This window comes from Alsobacter sp. P4_H11 (assembly GCF_056400925.1).
Map to the genome: position 1 here is coordinate 152,807 of NZ_JBFUKI010000001.1, position 22,245 is coordinate 175,051.

The following is a 22,245-nucleotide window of genomic DNA, read 5'->3' on the forward strand; positions in this document are numbered from 1 at the left end:
GCCCTACCGCGCCCCCGACGCGCGCGGATTGACCTGGAAGAACTCGATGTCGCTCGCCTCGCCGGCGCGCGGCGCGATGGTCTGGCGGGGCGCGGGCCGGGCCCGGACGGCCCGGGCCGGCTTGCCGTTTCGCGCGCCAGCCGCCGCCGCAGCATTCGCGGGCGGGGCCGCGGGGCGATCGAGGCGCCCGAGGCGAACCGTCACCGATACGATCTTCTGCCTGACCGGGTCGTAGGAGCATTCATAGCTCACCCGCACCCACTCCTTTTGCGGGCTCTGGAAGCGGATGGAATCGCCTCTGTAGCGGATGGCCGGATGCTCGGCGTCCGGCGTGTCGCCTTGCTGGAAAATGCCGCCGAACGGCCTTTGCAGCCAATCGAAGTCGATCGGCGCCTGCGCCTCGATCTGGGGCGCGCAGGCCTGCGCGGCCCTGTCGTTGAAGCCGCGCACGCAGTTGGCGTCGCAATCCGGGCGCGCGGCCGGCGGGCCGCTGGTGGCGGCGGGCGGAGCCGCGGGGGTAGGCGCGGGAGGCGTCTGCGCTAGCGCCGCGCCGGTGGCTGACACGCAAAGCCACGCACAAACGGAAACAGAGGCGAGCCAGCGGCTGGGCCGGACAGTGTGAGGCAGGCGCATCGGCGAAGGTCCCTGGAGGTTGCAGCCGTCATGGCGGCTCGGACAACGGGCGGAGAGGCGATTTGACCTGATCGACCCTGACGCCGTCCCGGGGCGCGCCCGCATGCCCGCCGTGGGGCGTCTTCTCGCGGACGGCCTGGCCGGACCGCGCGCTTTCCGGCCCGGCGGCCTTGAGCAGCGCATCCGGGATGCGGCCTGGAGCGATGGGGGGTTCGGATGTCGGCTGAAGCCGCTGGTCCTCTGCCCGGTCGAGGCAATCGCGCAGCGCCAGCGGCTCGGTCAACCGCGTGCAGTCATGCGCCGTGCCGGGCTTCGCCTGGGCAAGCACGATGGCGCCATGGACCGGTGCGGCGCCCTGTGCGGCTGCTGCAGGGCAGCGCTGGAAGCCGACCGCCGCCAAGGCGAGGCAAAGAAGCGTGGCGCGTCGCAGCACGAAGATTCTCCGGGGATTGGCCACAGCCTATGAACGACGGCGTTAAGCCGCAAGCGCCAAGTCTTACAAGTTTTCGCGGGTCGACGTTTCATGGAAACGAATCAGAGATGCTGCAGCGCACAACTCAAAAGACTGGAAACATGGTAAAACCCAGGAATAGCCCACATTTATCAATTAAAACCGGCAGAGCGCAGAATTGCGGATCGAAAACTGTAGACAATTTTTGTGATTGGCCATGACATTTGGAAATGATGATAAAATTCCAGTCATTCGCAGTAGTCCGAACGTATTAGATGTTAAAAATAGCCTAACAAAACGTATTGCCAGATAAAAACAACTCTCCTAGCGTCATTAAGTTGCCGTTAAATTTATCCGCTGGGCTCAGGGCTGCGGGGAAGGCGCGCAACAAGAGAACGACGCGTCACGCGTCGCGTTGGTGATCAGGGAAGGGTTAGTCCTATGTCTAGGAAGTATTTGCTCGTAACGACCAGCCTCGCCGCCTCGCTCCTGGCGACGGCCGCCATGGCGGACAGCAACACGGTTTATCTTAATCAGAGCGCAGACTCGCAGAGCGCCACGATCAGCCAGAGCGGCGTCGGCAACGCCGTCGGCTCCAACGGCCAGGCCTTCGGCCAGGGCGGCGGTTCGGGCAACACGCTCACGGTCAATCAGACGAATGCCGGCAACTCGATCGGCGTCGCCACGAGCGGCTACCAGTCTGGCAACAACAACCTCGCCAATGCGTACCAGGATGGCGTCGGCAGCCGCATCGAGATCAAGCAGAGCGGCAACAACAACGGCCAGCACGGGACGACGACGGGGTGGGACTGGAACAATTCGTCCGATTATGCTCGCCTTGCTCAGGATAGCTCCGCTAACGGCAGCGTGATCGAACTCACCCAAAACGGAAATGGCAATGCGTTCGACATTGGCCAGGGCGGCGCGTCGAATGGCGTCTCGGTGACCCAGACCGGCACCCTCGGCCAGACCTTCGTGCGCCAGAACGTCGGCCAGGCCGGCTTCCATAACAGCTCGGTCGTGGTCAACCAGGACACGAGCAACAGCATCAACTATGTCAACGTCAATGCGCAGATCGGCAATGGTCTGCAGATCAACATCGCCCAGTCGGGCGGACAGCAGGGCCTCGGCGTCAACCAGCAGGGCTCCGGAAGCGTGTTCATGTCGAACCAGAGCGGCTTCGGCAACTCGTTCGGCGTTACCAACAACCTGTTCGAGCAGGACACGCCGATTCTCCAACTCGGCGACGCGAATAATATCTACAACTATCAGTCCGGCTCGAGCAACATCGGCAACGGCGTGCAGAACGGCAATTCGCTGCTCCTGACCAACACCCAGGGCGGCAGCGGCAACTCGCTGGTCTTCAACCAGACCTACACGAGCAACCGCGCCTATAACGCCCAGTACGGCACGAACGGCTCCGTCTCCGTCACCCAGACGGGCGGCGACGGCAACCTGTTCAACAGCGTGCAGTACGGCAATGCGCTGGGCGCGTCGGTGACCGCTCTTCAGAACGGCACGAGCAACCAGATCATGACCACCCAGTATGATGGCGCCAACACGGCTCTGCTGACCCAGACCGGCTACGGCAACACCATCACGGGCGTGCAGAACAACAGCGGCTTCGGCGCCGCCAACATGGCGACCGTCAACCAGACCAACTCGGGCAACGTCGCCAACTACAGCCAGAACGGTTCTGGCAACATGGCGTCGATCTCGCAGCACTAAGGGCTTAACGGGAGGGCGGGTCCAAGGATCCGCCCTTCTTTTCTATGTTTCCATTTGCCGGAGAACGTCCATGCCGTTGGTCGTCGCCGCGCCGCCCCCCATCGTTACATGCGCGATCGAGCGGAAGACCGTGGATCACGGGCTGCTGTTCCAGGGCGTCCTGACAGCGAACAGCGCTGTGGAGGGTTCCTATCGCCTCACGGTGATCAAGACCAGTGCGTCAGGCTCGGCCAATCTGAAGCAACAGGGAACGTTCTCGGCTTCTCCCGGACAAATAGTGGCGCTCGGACATGTCGGCTTTAACCATGAAAACGGAGTATCGTTCGAAATACGTCTAACGCTTGACATAGCCGGGCAAGAAGTAGTCTGCTCTAAACACGCGGGCGGAAGTGAATGACAATGTATAATAATGCACTGCGGTATGCAGGAGCGATCTGCCTGATGATCATGGCGTCCGCCGACATGGCCGAGGCGCAGGTCTATGTCGACCAGATCCAGCCGAACTCGCGGTCCGGCGCGCGCTCTCCCGCACACAGCTACGCTCCGGCGCCGAGCTTCAATGCCGCCCCGCTCGGTCCCGCGTCTTCGGCAAACACCGTTTTCGGAACGCAGGGTGGAGCGGTGGACGGAGTCACCCAGCGCGCCACGGTCCAGCAGAACGGAACAGGCAACCGGGCCAACGTCTCGACAACGGGCGACGGCAACGTCACCAGCCAGGTCCAGAACGGTCGCGACAATGTTTCCAACCTGTCGGCGACCGGAACGCAAAACAGCCTCGCCACGGTCCAGAACGGCGCCGGCAACACGGCCAGCGTCGCCGTCGCGGGCAATAACAACACGATTTCAAACACCCAGATCGGGGCCGGCTCCAGCTACACGCTTCAGCATGTGGGCAATGGGCAGTCGATCTCGGTCACGCAGGTCAGGTGATCGCAATGACACGCTTCCTCCACGACGCTTGCGGCCGCGTGGCCCTGATGGCCGCGCTCATCGTCAGCGCGCCGACATTCGCCGGCAGCCTCGTCTACCAGCCGGCCAACCCGAACTTTGGCGGCAGCCCGCTGAATGGGTCGTTTCTGACCTCACAGGGCCAGCTGCAGAACACCGAGATCCAGCGCAAGCAATCGTTGCGCAACCAGGCCACGACGGCGAGCGGCGTGGGCTCGCAGACCCCGGGCCAGATCTTCGCCCGGCAGTTGCAGAGCCAGCTCTACGGCTCGCTCGCCAACAAGATCACCCAGGCCATCTTCGGCGAAGGCGCCCAGCAGTCCGGGACGTTCAGCTTCGAGGGCACGACCATCAACTACGTGCGCGTCGGCCCGAACGTCCAGCTCACCATCAACGATGGGCAGAGCGTCACCACCATCACGGTGCCGGCGGGCATCTGATCGTCTCCACACAATACAGAGCCGCCACAGGCGCGTGCAGCGGCGCGCCCGCGGGGTTCTTTGGCCGGGAACAAGTACGAATGCGCGTTTTGAGTGGGGCCATCGTTGTCGCCGTCGCGGCTTTCCTGGGCGGCTGCGCCGCGCCGGGCATGCCGGACGTTCTGGAGCAGGCGCCGACGCTGACGCCGAAAACGGCCGTGCGTCTCAGCCTCGAGCAGTTGCCGGCTCCGGACCGCAAGGTCTATGTGGCGCTTTATGCCTTTCCGGACCTGACCGGCCAGAACAAGCCGAGCGACACCATCGCCGAATACTCGCGCGCCGTGACGCAGGGCGGCGTCGCCTTCGCGGTGGACGCGTTCCGACGCGCCGGCAAGGGCTCGTGGTTCTCCATCGTCGAGCGCAGCGGGTTGCCGAACCTTCTGCAGGAGCGCCAGCTCATCCGGGCGACGCGCCAGGAATTCGAGGGCCAAGGCGCTCGGCCGCTGCCGCCCATCAAGTTCGCCGGCCTCATCGTGGAAGGCGGCATCCTGGCCTATGACGCCAACACGATGACCGGGGGAGCGGGCGCGCGATACCTGGGCGTCGGCGGCGACGTGAAGTACCGCCGCGACATGGTGACGGTCGGCATGCGCATCGTCTCGGTGCAGTCGGGCGAGGTCTTGAACTCCGTCACCACCACCAAGACGATCTATTCGATCGGGATCAGCGGCAGCGCCTACAAGTTCGTGGCCCTGAACAAGCTGTTTGAGGCCGAGGCCGGCGTCACCCGCAGCGAGCCGACGCAGTTCGCGGTGCGCCAGGCGATTGACCTCGCCGTCTACGCCACCGTGATCGAAGGCGCGCGGCAGGGCCTGTGGAAGTTCCAGGACCGCGCCGCCGGCAAAAGGCTGATCGAGGACTACCAGCGCGAGAACGGCCTGACGGACGGCTCGGACGAGGTCGTCGCCGCGGCGGGCTGATCACGCCGGCGGTCGCCCGGATTCGCGCTCGGCCAGCAGGGGCGCGAGTTCGGTTCTGCTCGGAAAGGACGGCACGGTGCCCGGGCGCGTCACCGCGATCGCGGCGGCTGCGGTCGCTGCCCGCATGGCGCGGTCGGGCGCGGCGCCGCGGCAGAGCGCGCCCGCGAAGACGCCGACGAAGACGTCGCCCGCGCCCGCCGTGTCCACGGCCTTGACGCGCGGCGCGGCGACGGGCGTCAGCACGCCGTCCCGCGCCATCACGGCCCCGTCCCGGCCGAGCGTCACGATCGCGATGCGCCCCGGCCCGGGTGCGAGCACGGCCGCGGCCATGCGGGCGTCCGTCCCGGTGACCTGGGCCGCCTCCACGGCGTTGGCGATCACGATGTCGAACAGCGGGAGCGCCTCGGCCATGTCCCACGCGATCGGGGCGGTGTTGAGCACGTTCAGCGCGCCGCGCTCCCGGCCGAGGCGGGCCGCCGCGATCGTGACCTCGCGCGTGAGGTTGCCCTGCAGCAGCAGGATGTCGCCCGCCTGCAGCTCGGCCAGCGCCGCGATGGCGTCGCCTTCTGCCATTCCACGCGCCGCGGCGGCGCTGCTCACGATCATGTTCTCGCCGCCGGCCGCGACCCAGATGGCCGAGTAGTCCGTCGGCGCGGCGCTGTTGATCCAGCGCGGCGCGAGGTCCGGCTCGGCCGCCACGGCGGCGGTCAGCACCGCGGCGTCGGCGTCCCGGCCGAGCGGGGCGATCAGAACAGTCTCAGCGCCCGTCCGGGCGCACGCAATGGCCTGGTTCAGCCCCTTGCCGCCCGGGCAGCGCAGCAGGCTGTCGGCCAGCAGCGTTTCGCCCGGCGCGGGCAGGCGCGGCACGGTCTGGATGCAATCCAGCGTCGCGTTGCCGAGAACGAAGACGCGGCTCACCCGCGCGCCTCGCGCACCACCCGCATGAACGCCTTGACGCGGGCGGGGTCGACCTCGTTCCACCAGCCCCCATCATGCTTCAGCGCGCTCGCGACGATCACGGCGTCCGCAAAACCCAGGATGGCCGCGACATTGTCCGGGTTGACGCCGCTGCCCACCATCACGGGCAGGGAGCTCGCGTCGCGCACGGTCTCGAGCTCGTCGAGCTTCGCGCTGTCGCCGGTGCGCTGGCCGGTGACGATCACCGCGTCGGCGTCGAAGAATTGCGCGTCGCGGGTAAGTTCCGTCAGAGACCGATCCGCCATGATGGCGTGCGAGCCGTGCTTCACGTGCACGTCGGCGAACACCGCGATGTCGCGCGCGCGCAGATTGTTGCGGTAGCGGGCGGCAAGGCCCGCCTTGCCCTCCATGAAGCCCTCGTTGGACACATAGGCGTTGGCCCACTGGTTGACGCGCACGAAGCTCGCGCCCGACGCCTTGGCGACCGCAATCGCCTGCACGGCCGCGTTGGCGAGCACGTTGACCCCCACCGTCAGACCGGCGGCGCGGCGCACCCTGTCGGTCATCACCGCCATGGCGGCCGCGGTTTCGGGCCCGAGCTCCTCGGGCTTCGCGAACGGGATGTCGCCGTGGTTCTCGACGATCAGGCCGTCGACGCCGCCCTCGGCGTAGCGCTGCGCCTCCGCGCAGGCGTGCTCGTAGATGCGCTCCACGGGCTCGCCGTCATAGTTGGGCGCGCCCGGCAGCGGCATAGCGTGGATCACGCCGATCACGGCCTTGCGGCGGCCAAAGAGCCGCTCGACCACGTTGGATTTCGGCTTGTAGACGGACTGGGACAACGCAGGCTCCGGGGTGAGGCGAGGGGGCGGGGGTCAGGTGGACGAAAGAGCGGGCGTCGCCGCGACGCCGGGCAGCGGCACGCCGGCCAGCGCAGCCAGCTCGTCCGCGGCGGGGCGGATCTCCTGCGCGCCGAAGCTGGTGCCGGCCAGCGAGCCGGCCGCGCAGGCGACGCGCGCGCAGTCCAGCGGGTCGCAGCCGTGCAGCCACAACGCCAGGAAGGCGCCCACGAAGGCGTCGCCCGCGCCGGTCTTGTCCACCATGGCGACATCCGGCGCGGGGGCGCGCTGGCCGCCGGCCTCGCGGGTCACAACCGCGGCGCCCTGGGCGCCCAATGTCAGCGTCACGACCTGCGGCCACGCGCCGGCCGGAGCGTCGGCGGCGCGCGCCGCCAGCCATGCGAGGGCTTCGTCGGGCGTTTCCGGGCAGCCCGGGATGGCGGCCAGCGTTTCGCGATGCAGAAACAGGGCGTCGACGCTCGCAAAGAGCTTCTCGGCGTTGGCGGCGGTCCAGTCCGGCGGCAGGCCGGTCGCCTGCACGCTGGTCCGGAACCCCTTGCGGCGCGCCTCGCGCAGCGCCTCGATCTGGATGGGAGCCTGGAACCCTTCGAGATGCAGGCACCAGGTGAGGCCGTCCGTCTCGGTCTCGTCCACGAAGCGCCGAACGTCGACCTCCGCCAGGCTGGAGGGCTCGTTCACGATGGTGCGGCGGCCATCCGCCTCCACGAGCACCAGCGCCCGGTCGAGCCGCCCCTGGCGTCGCTCGCGCGACGCGAGGAGATCCACCCGCCGGGCGGCCAGCTCGGCCGCCGCCCAGTCGCTCTCCTGATCGGCCCCGATGGACGTGATGATGGACGCCGCCACCGGCCACGGCCCGCCCACGCCCGCCGCGATCGCGGCCACGTTCGCGGCGGGGCCGCCGATGGATTTCAGGATGCCGCGCGCCTGCAGGCGCTCCTCCCGCTCGGGCAGGCGGGCGACGCGCGCCACGTAATCCACGCTCACATAGCCGACCGTGGTCAGGCGCGGGACGCTGGCGTCGGCGCGCGGGGCCGAGCGCTTGCGCGCCGTGAGCGAGCGCGCGGTCTCGGCGGGCGCGTAGTCGAGCGCCCGGATGGCGGCGAGCACGCGGTCTCGCGTGTGCGGGCGCACGTAGACGCGCGCGTTCAGCACGTGCGACACGGTCGCCTTGCTCACGCCCGCGACGCGCGCCACGTCCGAGATGGTGGGCGGGCCCCCGCTCACGCCGGCGCGTCCGGGCTTGCCGCCCCGCGCATGTCGGCGCGGGCGGCGCGCAGGAGCGCCATGCGGGTCTGGAAGGCGGGCGAGGGCGCGCCCTCGGCCGCAGGGGCGGTCTCGGGCCCGAGCTCGGCGGCGCGGATGCAAGCCGCCAGGCGCGCGCCGTCCGCGTAGGCGTCGAGCGGGGGCTCGGCGGCCCGGCAGGCCGCGATCGCGTGCGGGCAGCGCGACGCGAACCGGCACCCGGGCTCGCGCCCATAGGGGCTCGGCGGCTCGCCCGTCGCCTCGGCGCGCTCGCGCCGCCCCGCCGCATGCGGCCGCGGCGAGGCGGCCAGGAGCATGCGCGTATAGGGATGCCGGGGTGCGCCCAGCACGGCGGCGGCCGGCCCCGTCTCCACGAGCCTGCCCGCGTACAGCACCCCCACATGCGACGCGAGATGCCGCACCACCGCCATGTCGTGCGAGATGAACACATAGGCGACGCCCAGGCGGGCGCTGAGGTCGGCGAGCAGGTTCACCACTTGCGCCTGCACGGAGAGGTCGAGCGCCGAAACCGGCTCGTCGCAGACGATCAGCTCCGGCTCCACGGCGAGCGCCCGCGCGATGGCGACGCGCTGGCGCTGGCCGCCCGAAAAGGCGTGCGGGTGGCGGTCGGCGTGGGCGGCCGAGAGCCCGACCATATCCAATAATTCGACCACGCGGTCCTTCACGGCCCCGGCCGGCCGCAGGCCGTGGAGGCGGATGGGCGCCGCAATGGCGTCGCCGACGCGCACGCGCGGGTCGAGCGATGCGAACGGGTCCTGGAAGATCATCTGCGCCCGGCGGCGGAAGCCGCGCAGCGCGGCGGGCGCGAGGCCGCGCACGTCCTGCCCGTCAAACAGGATCTCGCCCGAATCCGCCTCCGTGAGGCGCAGCAGCATCCGGCCGATCGTGGTCTTGCCCGATCCGCTCTCTCCGACAAGCCCGAACACCTCGCCCCGGCCCACCGTGAAGCCGACATCCTTCACGACCTGCGCCTCGCGTGGCGCGCGCAGGAAGCCGCCGCCGGAGCGGTAGATCTTGTTAAGCCCACGGACCTCTAGCAAAGGCGGGACATCGAGCAGCGGCGCGGTCATGCGACGTTCCGTTCCAGCGGGGCGCGCCAGCACGCGACCGCATGGCCGGGCGCCAGCTCGGCCAGAGGCGGGTAGGCGGCCCGGCACTTCTCAACCGCGAACGGGCAGCGCGGCGCGAAGCGGCAGCCGGCCGGCATCTGCCCTGCCGCGGGCGGCTGGCCGTCGATCGCCGTCAGCGGCCGACCGACGTCCTCTTCGCGCGGCAAGGCGGCCAGCAACGACAGCGTGTAGGGGTGCTGGGGATCGGCGAACAGGTCGGCGCGGCTGCCGCTCTCGACGATGCGGCCTGCATACATCACCGCGATGCGGTCGGCGATCTCGGCCACGAGCGCGAGATTATGGGTGATGAACAGCACCGCCGCGCCGAGCTCCGCGCGCAACTCGTCCAGCAGATGGAGGATCTGGCTCTGGATGGTCACGTCGAGCGCCGTGGTGGGCTCGTCGGCGATCAGGAGGGCAGGGCGGCAGATCAGCGCCATCGCGATCATCACGCGCTGGCGCATGCCGCCGGAGAGCTGGTGCGGATAAGCGTCGAGCCGCGCCTCGGGGTCGGGGATCTTGACCCGCCGCAGCATCGCGAGCGCAACATCCCGCGCCGCTCTGCGGCCGAGGCCGCGATGCGCCTCCAGGATCTCGGTCATCTGGTCGCCGACCGACATCACGGGGTTCAGCGACGTCATCGGCTCCTGGAACACCATCGCGATGCGGTCGCCCCGCAGGCGGTTCATGGCTTCCTCGGAGGCGCTCGCGAGGTCCTGCCCGTCGAACGCGAAGCGGTCGGCTGAGAGGCGCGCTCCCGGCGGCAGGAGGCGCATCACCGAAAGAGCGGTGAGACTCTTGCCCGAGCCCGATTCGCCGACGAGGCACAGCAGCTCGCCAGGCGCCATCGCGAGGTCGACGCCATCCACGATGGCTGGGCCGCCGAAGCCCACCCGGAGGCCTCGGACATCCAGAATGCGGCCGGGGCCGGCCGACGGCCGGGGCGCTTCGTCGAGGGGTTGAAGGGCGGAGCTGTCCGGCGCCATGCGGGCAAGTTTCTCACGCTTGAAGTGCAGCGACCGCATTGACATCCGCGGTTGCATTTTCGAGTATCAGAACCATTGAACCGGTTCAAGGGCGCTTCGAACACCATGGGACGCTACCTTCTGGGACGGCTCGCCAGCCTTCTCCCCATTCTGTTCGGGACGTCGCTGGTCGCCTTCCTGCTGATCAGGCTCGTGCCAGGCGACCCCGCCGTGGCGCTGCTCGGCATGGAGGCGGACGACGCCGCCATCGCGGCGCTGCGGGCGAAGCTGGCGCTCGATCAGCCCCTGTGGATGCAATATCTCTCCTGGGCGGCGGCGCTCCTGAAGGGTGACTTTGGCCGTTCCATCCAGGGCGGCCGCGAGGTGCTGCCGCTGCTCGCCTCGGCGCTCGGCCCGACCGCGCTGTTGTCCGCCGCCGCGCTCGCGATCTCGCTCGTGATCGCGATCCCGGCCGGCGTGATCGCGGCTACCCGCCGCAACACGGCAGCCGACTATGTGGCGTCCTTCGTGGCGCTGTGCGGGCTGTCGCTGCCGAGCTTCTGGCTGGGCATCCTGCTCATCCTGACCTTCTCGATCACCTTCCCGATCCTGCCCGCCTCCGGCTATGTATCGCCGCTGGCCGACATGGGCGGCTTTCTGCGCTCGCTCGTGCTGCCGGCGCTGACGCTCGGGGCCGCGCTGGCGGCCTCGACGATGCGCATGACGCGCGCCTCCATGCTGGAGGTGCTGCGGGCCGACTATGTGCGCACCGCCCGCGCCAAGGGCATCGCGCCGTCGCGCGTGATCTGGCGGCACGCCTTCGGCAATGCGCAGATCCCGATCGTGACGCTGCTCGGCATCCAGATGGGGCAGCTGCTCGGCGGCGTCGTGATCACCGAAACCGTGTTCGCGTGGCCGGGCATCGGCAAGCTCACGGTGGACGCCATTTTCGCCCGCGACTATCCCGTCGTGCAGGGCGCGGTGCTGCTCACCGCCACGCTGTTCGTGCTGATCAACCTGGCGACGGACCTCATCTACACGCTGATCGACCCGCGCATGAGGGTCGCATGAGCGCGGCCGCGATCGAGCCCGCCGTCGCGACGCGGCGCGCCTCGCTGGGCCGGGCGCTCGCGCAGGATCCGCGCGCCACGCTCGGGGCCGCGCTGGTGCTGCTCGCCGTGGTGCTGGCGGTGGCCGCGCCCGCCTTGGCGCCGTTCGACCCGGAGCTGCCGGACTTCACCGCCATCCTGTCGGGGCCCTCGGCCACGCACTGGTTCGGCACGGACGATCTCGGCCGGGACGTGCTGTCGCGCATCATCTACGGGGCACGGGCCTCCATCCTGGTGGGCGTGTTCAGCGTGGTGGGCGCGCTGATCGTCGGCGCGGTGGCGGGGCTCGCGGCCGGCTTCTTCGGCGGTTGGACCGACACGCTGATCATGCGCGTCATGGACGTGGTGTTCGCGTTTCCGAGCATCCTGCTGGCGCTGGCCATCACGGCCGTGCTCGGCCCGAGCTTGCAGAACGCCATCCTGGCCATCGCGGTCGTGAACCTGCCGGTGTTCGCCCGCATCGCCCGCGCGCAGACCATGGTCGTGCGCGAGCTCGAATATGTGGACGCGCAGCGGGCGCTCGGCTTCGGGCCCTGGGCCATCCTGGCGCGCACGATCGCGCCAAACATCGCCGCCCCGCTGATCGTGCAGGGCTCGCTGCTGTTTGCCTCTGCGATCATCACCGAATCCTACCTGTCATTTCTGGGCCTCGGCGTGCAGCCGCCGGCCCCGACCTGGGGCAGCATGCTGCGCAACGCCATCGGGTTCCTCGACATGGGCCCGTGGCTCGCCTGGTTTCCGGGGCTCGCGATCTTTGTCGTGGTGCTCGGCTTCAATCTGCTCGGCGACGGCCTGCGTGATCGCTTCGATCCGCGCGAGGTTCGCTGAACCGCTTTCTGTACTGGTCTGGAGGGACTTGACGATGCTGAGACGTACATTTTGCGCCGGAATGGGCGCGATCCTGGCGATAGGGCTGGCGCAGCCGGCGGCCGCGCAGGACAAGAAGGCGCTCACGGTCGGCATCGTGTCGGACCCGGTGACGCTCGACCCGGCCCAGATGGCGTCGTTCTTTGAGCTGTCGGTGCAGTACAACATCCACGAGCCGCTCGTGCACATGACCCCCGATCTGAAGATCGAGCCGGGCCTCGCCAGCGTGGCCACGCCCGACCCGCTCACCTACGTTTTCACGCTGAAGCCGAATCTCACCTTCCATGATGGCGCGCCGATCGACGCCGCCGCCGTGAAGGCGAACTTCGACCGCATGCTCGACCCGGCCGCGGGATCGCCCCGCCGCAGCGAACTCGGGCCCATCGACTCGGTGGAGGTTACCGGACCGCTCGCCGTCACGATCAAGCTGAAATCCGCCTATGCGCCCTTCCTGCAGGTGCTGGCCAACCGCGCCGGCATGATGGTGTCGCCGGCCGCCCTGAAGTCGCTCGGGGCGGACTTCGCCACAAAGGCGGTGGGGGCGGGACCCTACAAGGTCGTGAGCTGGACCAAGAACGCCGAGCTCGTGCTGGAGCGCTTCCCCGGCTATTGGCGCGGCGCGGCCCCGATCGAGCGCGTCGTGTTCCGGCCCATGGCGGACGAGACCGTGCGGGTGACGAACCTGCGCTCCGGCACCGTGCAACTCGTCGACGGCGTGCCGGCCCAGACGGTCGGCCAGCTCACCCGCGAAGCCTCGCTGAGCGTGAAGCAGACGGATGGGCTCGGCTTCAATGCCTTCTCGTTCAACACCACCCGGGCGCCCTTCAACGACGCCAAGGTGCGCCGCGCCTTCGCGATGGCGATCGACCCGACGGCCGTGCAGAAGGCCGTGTATTTCGGGACGGGCGCGCCGGCCTATGGCCCCATCCCGCCCTCGATTAGCTGGGCCTATGACAAGAACGCGACGCGGCCCAAGGCCGACCCGGCCGGCGCCAAGAAGCTGCTGGCCGAGGCCGGCGTGACGACGCCGGTTCCGGTCTCGATCACGGTGACGAACTCGCCCGCGCAGGTGCGCACCGCCGAGGTGCTGCAGGCGCTCGCCAACCAGGCCGGGTTCAAGGTGGACGTGAAGCAGATCGACGCCACCAGCCTGATCACGGTGCTGCGCCAGAAGGACTTCGACCTGTGCATGTCGCCCTGGTCGGGCCGGTCCGATCCGGACGGCAACATGTTCAACTACTTCACCAAGACCGGCCCCAACAACTTCGCCGGCTACGCGAGCGACGCCGTCACAGACCTGCTCGTGAAGGCCCGCGGCGTCCCGAGCCAGGACGAGCGCGCCAAGCTCTACAACGAGGCCGAGAAGCAGATCGCCGCTGATGCGCCGATGCTGTTCCTGACCTTCCCGGCCACCATCCAGGCCTCCGTGGCGGGGCTCGACTGGATGCAATACCCCGACGGCGCGCTGCGGCTGCAGTTCGCCAAGTTCAAGTAAATACTCACGAGTCCTTCGGCCCCCGCCTCGCGGCGGCGGGCCGGAGGGGCCTGTCCGATCGAGGAACCATGTCGACCAAAAAGATCCTTCTCGCCGGCGAAAGCTGGACCTCCACGGCCGTTCACATCAAGGGCTGGGACCAGTTCGCCTCCGTGACGCACCATCGCGGCGCGGACCCGTTCATGGCCGCGCTGTCGGGCGGTGACTACGCCTTCGACTACATGCCCTGCCATATCGCGGCGGAGCAGTTTCCCTCCACGCCGGAGGCGTTCGACGCTTATGACGCCGTGATCCTGTCCGACATCGGCGCGAACACGCTGCTGCTGCCGCCGGATGTGTGGATCCATTCCCGCCGCTTCCCGAACCGCCTGAAGCTGCTGCGCGACTATGTGCGCCGGGGCGGCGGGCTCGTGATGGTGGGCGGTTATCTGAGCTTCCAGGGCATCAACGGCGCGGCGCGCTTCCGCGGCACGGCCGTCGAGGACGTCCTGCCCGTCTCGATCCACCCCTATGATGACCGCATCGAGATGCCCGAGGGCGTCGACCCCGTGGTGACCGCGGCCGGGGCCGGCCACCCGGCGCTGGGCGGCGTTGCGGGCGGGCTGCCTTACGTGCTGGGCGTCAACGAGGTGGTGGCCAAGCCCGACGCGCAGGTGCTGCTGGCGCTGCCGGACGGCGAGGGCGGCCACCCTCTGCTGGCCGTCGGCCAGTACGGCCAGGGCCGCACGGCCGCCTGGACCACCGACATCGGCCCGCACTGGCTCCCCAACGAGTTCCTTGCCTGGGACGGCTTCCGCCCGCTCTGGACGGGGTTGCTGGACTGGCTCTGCGCCGGGAAGCGGTAAACCCTGCACCGTCATCCCCGGCGCGCCGAAGGCGCGGGAAGGGGATCCAGAGCAAAGGCGCTCACCCCTGGATCCCCTTCCCGGCGCTTCGCGCCGCCGGGGATGACGCCAGATTGGGAGCCGTCTGGGGAGACGCTGGACAGCCAGCGCCACCCTCCCGTCATTGCGAGCGAGAGCGAAGCAATCCAGCTAAAGGCCGGGCCATTAGACTGGATTGCTTCGCCTTCGGCTCGCAATGACGGCGGAGGGTGGGAAAAAGCCCTCAGTCGTTCGCGGCCTGAATGGCCCCGATCACCGCGGCGGTGACCTCCGCGGTGCGGGCCTTGCCGCCGAGGTCGGGCGTGTGGAACTGCGGGTTGGCGGTGACGCGCTCGATGGCGGTCATGAGCCGGCCCGCCGCCTCCGGCTCGCCGAGATGCTCCAGCATCATCACGAGAGACCAGAACGTCCCGATCGGGTTGGCGACGCCCTTGCCCATGATGTCGAAGGCCGAGCCGTGGATGGGCTCGAACATCGACGGAAACACGCGCTCGGGGTTGAGGTTGGCGGTGGGCGCGATGCCGAGCGAGCCCGCCAGCGCGGCCGCGAGGTCCGACAGGATGTCGGCGTGGAGATTGGTCGCCACGATGGTGTCGAGCGTCTCGGGCTTGATCACCATGCGCATCGTCATGGCGTCGACCAGCATCTTGTCCCAGGTCACGTCCGGGTAGCCGGCCGCCACCTCGGTGGCGATGTCGTCCCACATCACCATGCCGTGGCGCTGGGCGTTGGACTTGGTCACCACCGTGAGGAGCTTGCGCGGCCGCGAGCGGGCGAGCTCGAACGCGAAGCGGATGATGCGCTCCACGCCCGCGCGGGTGAGGATGGAGACGTCGGTCGCGACCTCGAGCGGCAGCCCCTTGTGGACCCGCCCGCCGACGCCCGCATATTCGCCCTCCGAGTTCTCGCGCACGATCACCCAGTCGAGCTCCGGGCCCTCCACCTTGCGCAGCGGGCTGGTGATGCCCGGCAGGATGCGGGTGGGGCGGACATTGGCGTACTGGTCGAAGGGCTGGCAGATGGCGAGCCGCAGGCCCCAGAGCGTGATGTGGTCGGGGATCTCCGGGTGGCCGGCGGAGCCGAACAGGATGGCGTCGTGATTGCGGATCTGCTCGCGGCCGTCGGCCGGCATCATCGCGCCGTGGCGCTTGTAGTACTCGCCGCCCCAGTCGAAATGGTCCACCGCGAACCCGAACGTGCCGTAGCGCCTGGCCAGCGCGTCCATCACCTCGACGCCGGCCGAGATTACCTCCGTGCCGATGCCGTCGCCCGGGATGGCCGCGATCGAGTAGGTCTTCATGGGGGAACTCCGGGGGAGGATGCGGCCGCGGCCGTGCGCAAGGAACGGCCGGAGCTTAGTGACGCGCGCGGCGGGAGGCTAGGCGTGTTTGGCGGGTTGACCGCGCGACTAGGGCCGGGCTGAAACAGGAAGTCGGGTCACCCCCGGCCCAACCTCTCATGCGTGACGATCCGGAACCGCTCTCCGGGTTCCTGTCGAAACAACGCGATGCGATCCACCGGCGTCGGGCCCCCGGCGCGGTGCTCGTCGGCCAGAGCCTGGAGGCGCACCGCGATGGCGCCGGCATGTGCGCCGAGAGGGCCCGTGAGCGTCATGTGGAAGCGAAACAGTTCGCGCACATAGGGATAGCCGTAGCGCTCGAACAAGGCGCGCTGGCGCGGCGTCATCGCGTCCGGATTGCGCCGCAGCCGCTCGGCCGGGGTGGGCGGCGCGCGGAACGGCTCGAAAGCGTCCACGGCCGCGTCGGCCAGCGCCGACAGGGCGGGCGGCTGGTCGCGCGGCGCGAGCGCCACGAACGATCCGAGCGACATGACGGCGAGGTCGGCTTCGACGGCCGGCTGTTGGCGCGCGAGCGTCGCCATCGCGGCGACGAGATCGGCTTCAGACCAGCCCCCCGCGAGCCGGAACGGCGCCTTCAGGGTGGCGTGGAAGCCGTAGCGGCGCGGATCCGCGGTGAGGTCGCGCCACTCGGCTTCGGCGATACCCGCGGGCGCCAGCGCCGGCACGTCCTGGCCGGTCGCGGCGTCGTAGCCGAGCACGGCCGAGCCGAACCGCCAGAGCGCGGTGTCGGTGGAGGGCGCGAAGTAGATGGCGTAGCGGGGCGCATCCATCGGGTCAGCCGCCATGGCGTTCGAGAAACGCGTCGACCGACAGCGCTCGGAAATCCGGCAGCGCCAGACGCAGCCGCTCGTGATCCCAGTCCCACCAGGCGAGCGCCTGGAGGCGATCGGCCGTGCGGGCGTCGAAGCGCCGGCGCACCGGGCAGGCCGGGACGCCGGCCACGATCGTGTAGGGCGCGACGTCCTTGGTCACTACCGCGCCGGCCGCCACCACGGCGCCGTCGCCGATGCTGCGGCCGGGCAGGATGATGGCGCCGTGCCCGATCCAGACGTCGTGGCCGATCGTGACCGGCGTGGAGCGACGCCAGTCGAAAAACGCGGCTTCGTCAGCCTCCCCGTCGAAATAGGCCGACGCCCGGTAGGTGAAATGCGCCTGCGAGGCCCGGTGCATCGGGTGATTGCCGGGATTGATGCGGGTGGCCGCCGCGATGGAGCAGAACCGCCCGATGGTCGTGTAGATGATGTCGGAATCCTGCACCACGTAGGAGTAGTCGCCCATGCGGGTCTCGGCCACGCTCGTGCGGGCGCCGACCTCGGTGTAGCGCCCGAGATCGGATTGCACCACCCGCGCGGTGGGATGGATCAGCGGCTCGGGGCCCAGTTTCGTCGCCACGCCGATTCTCCTCCGCATCCGTTCGCGCCGGTCGGTCGCACGGCGCCATGACGCCGGAATGACGCGATGCGGAGCGGCTGTCACGAAAGCGTTGCGGAGACCCTTTAGCCGGTTCCCTCAGCGGGATTTCGGGGGCGACCCAATGCTGGTGATCGAGGGACTGACGCGACTTTTCGGCGGCAAGGCCGCAGTCAGCGACGTGAACCTAACGATCGAGAGCGGTGGCTTCGTGGGCGTGATCGGCCGCTCCGGCGCCGGCAAGTCGACGCTGTTACGCATGATTAATCGCCTGCAGGAGCCGAGCGAAGGCCGCATCCTGTGCGAGGGCCGCGACGTCACGGCGCTGCGCGGCCAGGCCTTGCGTGACTGGCGGGCCGACTGCGCCATGATCTTCCAGCAGTTCAACCTCAGCGGCCGGCTCGACGTGCTCACCAACGTGCTGATGGGCCGGCTCAACAAGACCTCGACGCTCACCTCCGTGCTGCGGCTGTGGAGCCCGCAGGACAAGGCGATGGCGCTTTCCGCGCTGGAGATGCTCGACATCGCCAACCTGGCCGCGCAACGCGCCGACAGCCTCTCGGGCGGGCAGCAGCAGCGCGTCGCCATCGCAAGGGCTCTGGTGCAGGAGCCGCGCATGATCCTGGCCGACGAGCCCATCGCGTCGCTGGATCCGCGCAACACCAAGGTGGTGATGGACGCGCTGCTGCGCATCAACAAGCACTACGGCATCACGGTGCTGTGCAACCTCCATTCGCTGGATCTCGCGCGCACCTATTGCGACCGCCTCGTCGGCATGGCGCAGGGCCGCGTGGTGTTCGACGGCGCCCCCGAGGCGCTGACCGAGGACGTCGCGCGCGAACTCTACGGCCTCGAGGCCGGCGACGTGATGGACGCCGCGCCCGACCGCGCCCAACCGGCCGCCGCCGCCTTCGCGGCCGCCTGACCCCGCCGCCGTCGCGGCGAAATTTCCACCCAGGAGAGACCCATGTTGAACCGTCGCACTCTGATCGCCGCCGGCGCCGCCCTGGTGGGCGCGACGCTGGCCACCGGCGCCTTCGCGCAGGATTGGAAAGCCAAATATCCCGAGCTCGTGCTCGGCGTGATCCCGGCCGAGAACGGCTCGGGCGTGCTCGACCGCTACGGTCCCTTCGTGGAGTATCTCTCCAAGGAGATCGGCGTGAAGGTGACGCTGCGCGTCGCCCAGGACTACGCGGCCGTGATCGAGGGCCAGCGCGCCGGCAACATCCACATCGCCTATTACGGACCGGCGTCCTTCGCCCGCGCCCGCCTCACGGGCGTCGCCACCGACGTGTTCGCGATGGACGTCAACAATGACGGCGCCAAGGGCTACTACTCGGTGTTCTACGTGAAGGCCTCCAGCCCCTACAAGACGCTGCAGGACCTCAAGGGCAAGAACCTCGGCCTGGTCGACCCGAACTCCACCTCCGGCAACAACATGCCGCGCTTCGAGCTCGACAAGATGAAGATCGAGCCGGAGAAGTTCTTCGACAAGGTCGTGTTCACGGGCAGCCACGAGAACGCCGTGCTGGCGCTCAGCCAGGGCACCGTCGACGTCGCCGCCAACGCCTGGACGGCCGACGACGACAGCTACCTCTACCGCATGATCACCAAGAACATGCTGAAGAACGCCGACGGCTCGCCCGCCAAGGTCAGCGACTACCGCATCATCCACAAGTCCACGATGATCGTGAACGGCCCCTACGCCTTTCTCTCCAGCCTGCCGGACGACCTGAAGGCCAAGATCCGCGACGCCTTCATGAACGCCGCCACCAAGGACAAGGCCGCCTTCGACAAGCTGTCGGACGGCAAGAACAAGCCCTGGGCCGCGACCGAGAACAAGGACTACGACCAGACGATCGAGCTGATCCGCTTTGTCGACAGCCTGCGCAAGAAGTCGTCCTGATCTCCTGCCTGTGGGGGCGCGGCGTTTGCCGCGCCCCATTTTCGTGAGGCCCGCCATGGCGACCGCAGTTCCGTTGAGGCCGGACGCCCAGAACGCGGCGCTCGCGGGAGCCTACGAGGCCGCGGTCGCGGCCAAGCGCCGACGCCTTCTGGCCGGGCTCGCCATCCTGCTGGCGCTGATCCTGATTGCGGCGCGCATCAGCGAAGTCGATCTCGCGACCTTCTTCGGCAATATCGGCCGCTTCACCAGCTATCTCGGCCGCATTTTCACGCTGGAGGACGGCGCCCTCGTCTTCACCCACCCGACGGAATGGTTCTGGGGCCTGCGCAAGTGGCTGCGGCTCCTGGGCGAAACCGTCCTGATCGCCTATCTGGGCACCGTGATCGGCGGGCTCGGCGCCTTCGCGCTCTGTTTCCTGGCGGCCCGCAACATGCTCGTCGCGCCCTGGCTGCGCTTTACGGCGCGCCGCTTCCTCGAGTTCTGCCGCACCGTGCCGGAACTCGTGTTCGCGCTCATCTTCGTGGTGGCGTTCGGGCTCGGGCCGCTGCCCGGCATCCTGGCGCTCGGCATCCACACCATGGGGGCGCTCGGCAAGCTCTTCGCCGAAGTGGTCGAGAACATCGACATGAAGCCTGTGGAAGGCGTGGTCGCCACCGGCGCGAGCTGGACGGAGGGCGTGCGCTTCGGCGCGGTGCCGCAGGTGCTGTCCAACTTCACCAGCTACGCGCTACTGCGTTTCGAAGTGAACGTGCGCGGCGCCGCCATCATGGGCTTCGTCGGCGCCGGCGGCATCGGCCAGGACCTCGTGGAGGCGATCCGCAAGTTCTACTACTCCGACGTCAGCGCCATCCTGCTTTTGATCGTCGCCGCCGTGATGCTGATCGACCTCGTCACCGAACGCGCGCGCCACGCTTTGATCGGCAAGGAGGCGGGACGATGAGCGAGGGAGCATCCTTGGCGCCGTCTCGCCGGGCCAGCCTTGGCGACGTCGATCTCGCCGCCATGGCGGCGCGGCACCCTATGGTGTTCCGGCCGGACTGGCGCCGCCGCGCGATCGTCGGGCTGAGCGTGCTCGCCCCCATCGCGCTCTTCGCCTACGCGCTGGACAGCCTCGACATCTCGTGGGCCCGCGTCTGGTCCGGCATGGGCCGGCTCGGCGACTTCGTCGGCCTGATGCTGCCGCCGAGCTACGGCACGACCGCAAAGCTCGTGATCTACCTGCATGCCTTGGCGGAGACGCTCGCGATCGCGTTTCTGGGAACGTTGCTGGCCGCCGTGCTTGCCTTGCCGCTCGGCTTTCTGGCGGCCCGCAACGTCATCCCGAGCTGGATCTTCCGCTTCGGCGTGCGGCGTTTTCTCGACACCATCCGCAGCGTCGACACGCTGATCTGGGCGCTCATCTGGATCAACGTGGTGGGGCTCGGCCCCTTTGCGGGCGTGCTGGCCATCATGAGCTCGGATTTCGGCGCCTTCGGCAAGCTGTTCTCCGAGGCCATCGAGGCGGCCGACCGCAAGGCGGTGGAGGGCGTCGAATCGACCGGCGGCAGCCGTCTCCACGGCGTGCGTTTCGGGCTCCTGCCGCAGGTCCTGCCCGTGATGGCCAGCCAGATCCTCTATTTCTTCGAATCCAACACCCGCTCGGCGACCATCATCGGCATCGTCGGCGCGGGCGGCATCGGCCAGTACCTCTATGAGGAGATCAAGGTGCTGGAGTGGGGCCACGTGTCCTTTCTGGTGCTGCTCGTGCTCGCCGCCGTGGTGGCCATCGACGCCGTGTCGGCCCGGCTGCGCTTCGCCGTGATCGGAAACGGTCCGCAGGGCTGAATGCGTCATCCGGGCGTCATCCGACCGGCTTAGCAGACCTCCCATGGTCATGCAGTTGAACGCCCGGCGCATCGACGACACCGTCGCCCGCCAGCACCTGATGGCGACCGCCGCTCTGGCGACGCTCGACGAACTCGAACGGGCCGTGGCCCGCCTCGGCAGGCCCGCTTATCAGGACATCCGCGCTCCCGAGATCGGCCTCGTGATGCTGCGCGGCCGGATGGGCGGCGACGGCGCGCCCTTCAACATGGGCGAGGCGACCGTCACGCGCGCCGCCGTGCGGCTGGAGACCGGCGAGGTCGGGATGTCCTACCTGCTCGGCCGCGACCCCGCCCGCGCCAGGCTCGCGGCCGTGATCGACGCCGTCTGGCGGCGCGACGTCGCGTTGGTCGAAACCGTGTTCATCGATTCCGTCCAGGCCCGCATCGAGGCGGACCGGCGCGAGGCCGCAGCCCGCACGGCCGCCACCCGGGTCGACTTCTTCACCCTCGTTCGCGGAGAAGACTGATGTCCGCCGCCCTTTCGACCGCCCTTTCGGCCGGCTTCGAGCGTCCGGTCTTCGACGCCCAGGCGGTGTTTCGCTGCGTCATGATGGCGATGGCGCGTCCGGGGCTCGCCCGTACGCTGACCGTATCGGTGAAGCCGCCCGGCCGCATGGCCCCGGCCGCCGCCGCGCTGGCGCTCGCGATGTGCGATTTCGAGAGCCCCGTGTGGCTGGACGACGCGCTGGCGGCCGATCCGGCCGTGGCCGAGTTCCTCCGCTTTCACACCGGCGCTCCGATCGTCGCCGACCCGCGCAAGGCGAGCTTCGCCTTTCTGGCCGATGGGGCCGAAATGCCGCCGCTGGATTGCTTCGCGCTGGGCTCGCCCGAATATCCGGACCGCTCCACCACGCTGGTGATCGGCGTCGACTGGATCGACACCGAGCGTGGCTGGAGGCTCGCCGGCCCGGGCGTGAACGGCGAGACCCGCTTCTCGGCCGGCCCGCTGCCGAACGACGTGCTGGCGCGCCTTGCAGACAACCACGGCCTGTTCCCGCGCGGCGTCGATCTCGTCTTCGCGCACCGCGACTGCGTCGCCGCCATTCCCCGCTCGACCATCGTCGAGAAGTGAGATCGA

The 22,245-nt window shown here is 69.0% G+C and carries 25 protein-coding genes; 15 read left to right on the forward strand and 10 right to left on the reverse strand.

The features are described from left to right. Positions 1 to 3: 3 nt before the first annotated feature. Positions 4 to 564 (reverse strand): hypothetical protein, encoded by a 561-nt coding sequence (locus AC1DSZ_RS00640; RefSeq protein ID WP_476836474.1) that lies wholly within the window; start codon positions 562 to 564, stop codon positions 4 to 6. A 97-nt stretch (positions 565 to 661) separates the two neighbouring features. Then, positions 662 to 1,066 carry a hypothetical protein gene (locus tag AC1DSZ_RS00645; protein WP_476836475.1) on the reverse strand — a complete coding sequence of 135 codons (405 nt, stop codon included), beginning with the start codon at positions 1,064 to 1,066 and terminating at the stop codon, positions 662 to 664. A gap of 522 nt (positions 1,067 to 1,588) precedes the next feature. Between AC1DSZ_RS00645 and AC1DSZ_RS00650 the strand changes: the two genes are divergently transcribed. The 5 genes from AC1DSZ_RS00650 (at position 1,589) to AC1DSZ_RS00670 (ending at position 5,159) form a co-directional block, all read left to right on the forward strand. After that, positions 1,589 to 2,812 (forward strand): curlin, encoded by a 1,224-nt coding sequence (locus tag AC1DSZ_RS00650; protein ID WP_476836476.1) that lies wholly within the window; start codon positions 1,589 to 1,591, stop codon positions 2,810 to 2,812. Positions 2,813 to 2,882: 70 nt separating this feature from the next. Next, positions 2,883 to 3,209 (forward strand): curli-like amyloid fiber formation chaperone CsgH, encoded by a 327-nt coding sequence (csgH, locus tag AC1DSZ_RS00655; protein ID WP_476836477.1) that lies wholly within the window; start codon positions 2,883 to 2,885, stop codon positions 3,207 to 3,209. Between the two features lie 44 nt (positions 3,210 to 3,253). Then, entirely contained in the window at positions 3,254 to 3,742 is a 489-nt protein-coding gene (locus tag AC1DSZ_RS00660) for a hypothetical protein (protein WP_476836478.1), read from the forward strand. Between the two features lie 5 nt (positions 3,743 to 3,747). Next, a complete protein-coding gene (locus AC1DSZ_RS00665; RefSeq protein WP_476836479.1) occupies positions 3,748 to 4,200 on the forward strand; it encodes a curli assembly protein CsgF in 453 nt (150 codons plus the stop codon). 80 nt (positions 4,201 to 4,280) lie between these two features. Beyond that, positions 4,281 to 5,159 carry a CsgG/HfaB family protein gene (locus tag AC1DSZ_RS00670; protein ID WP_476836480.1) on the forward strand — a complete coding sequence of 293 codons (879 nt, stop codon included), beginning with the start codon at positions 4,281 to 4,283 and terminating at the stop codon, positions 5,157 to 5,159. Here the strand turns inward: AC1DSZ_RS00670 and AC1DSZ_RS00675 are convergent, their stop codons facing one another. The 5 genes from AC1DSZ_RS00675 to AC1DSZ_RS00695 are packed head-to-tail and all read right to left on the reverse strand — an operon-like array spanning position 5,160 to position 10,331. Beyond that, on the reverse strand, positions 5,160 to 6,077 hold the full coding sequence (locus AC1DSZ_RS00675; RefSeq protein WP_476836481.1) for a PfkB family carbohydrate kinase: 918 nt from the start codon (positions 6,075 to 6,077) through the stop codon (positions 5,160 to 5,162). Then, positions 6,074 to 6,916 carry a BtpA/SgcQ family protein gene (locus AC1DSZ_RS00680; protein WP_476836482.1) on the reverse strand — a complete coding sequence of 281 codons (843 nt, stop codon included), beginning with the start codon at positions 6,914 to 6,916 and terminating at the stop codon, positions 6,074 to 6,076. Before AC1DSZ_RS00680 ends, AC1DSZ_RS00675 begins: the two co-directional genes overlap by 4 nt. Before the next feature lie 33 nt (positions 6,917 to 6,949). Beyond that, on the reverse strand, positions 6,950 to 8,158 hold the full coding sequence (locus tag AC1DSZ_RS00685) for a PfkB family carbohydrate kinase (protein ID WP_476836483.1): 1,209 nt from the start codon (positions 8,156 to 8,158) through the stop codon (positions 6,950 to 6,952). Next, positions 8,155 to 9,267, reverse strand: coding sequence for an ABC transporter ATP-binding protein (locus AC1DSZ_RS00690; protein WP_476836484.1), 1,113 nt, complete (start codon positions 9,265 to 9,267; stop codon positions 8,155 to 8,157). Before AC1DSZ_RS00690 ends, AC1DSZ_RS00685 begins: the two co-directional genes overlap by 4 nt. Beyond that, entirely contained in the window at positions 9,264 to 10,331 is a 1,068-nt protein-coding gene (locus AC1DSZ_RS00695; protein WP_476836485.1) for an ABC transporter ATP-binding protein, read from the reverse strand. The genes AC1DSZ_RS00690 and AC1DSZ_RS00695 overlap by 4 nt, the downstream gene beginning before the upstream one ends. A gap of 66 nt (positions 10,332 to 10,397) precedes the next feature. Here AC1DSZ_RS00695 and AC1DSZ_RS00700 point away from each other — a divergent pair, with 66 nt between their 5' ends. The 4 genes from AC1DSZ_RS00700 (at position 10,398) to AC1DSZ_RS00715 (ending at position 14,587) form a co-directional block, all read left to right on the forward strand. Beyond that, the gene (locus AC1DSZ_RS00700; RefSeq protein ID WP_476836486.1) at positions 10,398 to 11,342 is read left to right on the forward strand and encodes an ABC transporter permease; all 945 of its coding nucleotides are present in this window, start codon (positions 10,398 to 10,400) and stop codon (positions 11,340 to 11,342) included. Further along, positions 11,339 to 12,208, forward strand: a complete 870-nt coding sequence (locus tag AC1DSZ_RS00705; protein ID WP_476836487.1) for an ABC transporter permease — start codon at positions 11,339 to 11,341, stop codon at positions 12,206 to 12,208. The genes AC1DSZ_RS00700 and AC1DSZ_RS00705 overlap by 4 nt, the downstream gene beginning before the upstream one ends. A gap of 34 nt (positions 12,209 to 12,242) precedes the next feature. Further along, positions 12,243 to 13,742, forward strand: coding sequence for an ABC transporter substrate-binding protein (locus AC1DSZ_RS00710; RefSeq protein WP_476836488.1), 1,500 nt, complete (start codon positions 12,243 to 12,245; stop codon positions 13,740 to 13,742). A 68-nt stretch (positions 13,743 to 13,810) separates the two neighbouring features. Then, on the forward strand, positions 13,811 to 14,587 hold the full coding sequence (locus AC1DSZ_RS00715; protein WP_476836489.1) for a glutamine amidotransferase: 777 nt from the start codon (positions 13,811 to 13,813) through the stop codon (positions 14,585 to 14,587). Positions 14,588 to 14,849: 262 nt separating this feature from the next. Here the strand turns inward: AC1DSZ_RS00715 and AC1DSZ_RS00720 are convergent, their stop codons facing one another. The 3 genes from AC1DSZ_RS00720 to AC1DSZ_RS00730 form a co-directional block, all read right to left on the reverse strand. Next, positions 14,850 to 15,926, reverse strand: coding sequence for a tartrate dehydrogenase (locus AC1DSZ_RS00720; RefSeq protein ID WP_476836490.1), 1,077 nt, complete (start codon positions 15,924 to 15,926; stop codon positions 14,850 to 14,852). A 137-nt stretch (positions 15,927 to 16,063) separates the two neighbouring features. Next, positions 16,064 to 16,771 carry a DUF1045 domain-containing protein gene (locus AC1DSZ_RS00725; protein ID WP_476836491.1) on the reverse strand — a complete coding sequence of 236 codons (708 nt, stop codon included), beginning with the start codon at positions 16,769 to 16,771 and terminating at the stop codon, positions 16,064 to 16,066. Next, positions 16,761 to 17,378: a DapH/DapD/GlmU-related protein gene (locus AC1DSZ_RS00730; protein ID WP_476836492.1), complete on the reverse strand. Its 618-nt coding sequence runs from the start codon at positions 17,376 to 17,378 to the stop codon at positions 16,761 to 16,763. The genes AC1DSZ_RS00725 and AC1DSZ_RS00730 overlap by 11 nt, the downstream gene beginning before the upstream one ends. Positions 17,379 to 17,520: 142 nt before the next feature. On the opposite strand from AC1DSZ_RS00730, the gene phnC reads away from it, so the two are divergent. The 6 genes from phnC (at position 17,521) to phnH (ending at position 22,239) form a co-directional block, all read left to right on the forward strand. Then, positions 17,521 to 18,321, forward strand: a complete 801-nt coding sequence (gene phnC / locus AC1DSZ_RS00735) for a phosphonate ABC transporter ATP-binding protein (RefSeq protein WP_476836493.1) — start codon at positions 17,521 to 17,523, stop codon at positions 18,319 to 18,321. 42 nt (positions 18,322 to 18,363) lie between these two features. Continuing rightward, positions 18,364 to 19,302 (forward strand): phosphonate ABC transporter substrate-binding protein, encoded by a 939-nt coding sequence (gene phnD, locus AC1DSZ_RS00740; protein WP_476836494.1) that lies wholly within the window; start codon positions 18,364 to 18,366, stop codon positions 19,300 to 19,302. Between the two features lie 55 nt (positions 19,303 to 19,357). Next, positions 19,358 to 20,242, forward strand: coding sequence for a phosphonate ABC transporter, permease protein PhnE (phnE, locus tag AC1DSZ_RS00745; protein WP_476836495.1), 885 nt, complete (start codon positions 19,358 to 19,360; stop codon positions 20,240 to 20,242). Beyond that, positions 20,239 to 21,126, forward strand: coding sequence for a phosphonate ABC transporter, permease protein PhnE (gene phnE, locus AC1DSZ_RS00750; RefSeq protein ID WP_476836496.1), 888 nt, complete (start codon positions 20,239 to 20,241; stop codon positions 21,124 to 21,126). Before phnE (AC1DSZ_RS00745) ends, phnE (AC1DSZ_RS00750) begins: the two co-directional genes overlap by 4 nt. Before the next feature lie 100 nt (positions 21,127 to 21,226). Further along, positions 21,227 to 21,634: a phosphonate C-P lyase system protein PhnG gene (gene phnG / locus AC1DSZ_RS00755; protein ID WP_476836983.1), complete on the forward strand. Its 408-nt coding sequence runs from the start codon at positions 21,227 to 21,229 to the stop codon at positions 21,632 to 21,634. After that, positions 21,634 to 22,239 (forward strand): phosphonate C-P lyase system protein PhnH, encoded by a 606-nt coding sequence (gene phnH / locus AC1DSZ_RS00760; protein WP_476836497.1) that lies wholly within the window; start codon positions 21,634 to 21,636, stop codon positions 22,237 to 22,239. Before phnG ends, phnH begins: the two co-directional genes overlap by 1 nt. Positions 22,240 to 22,245: the final 6 nt, after the last annotated feature.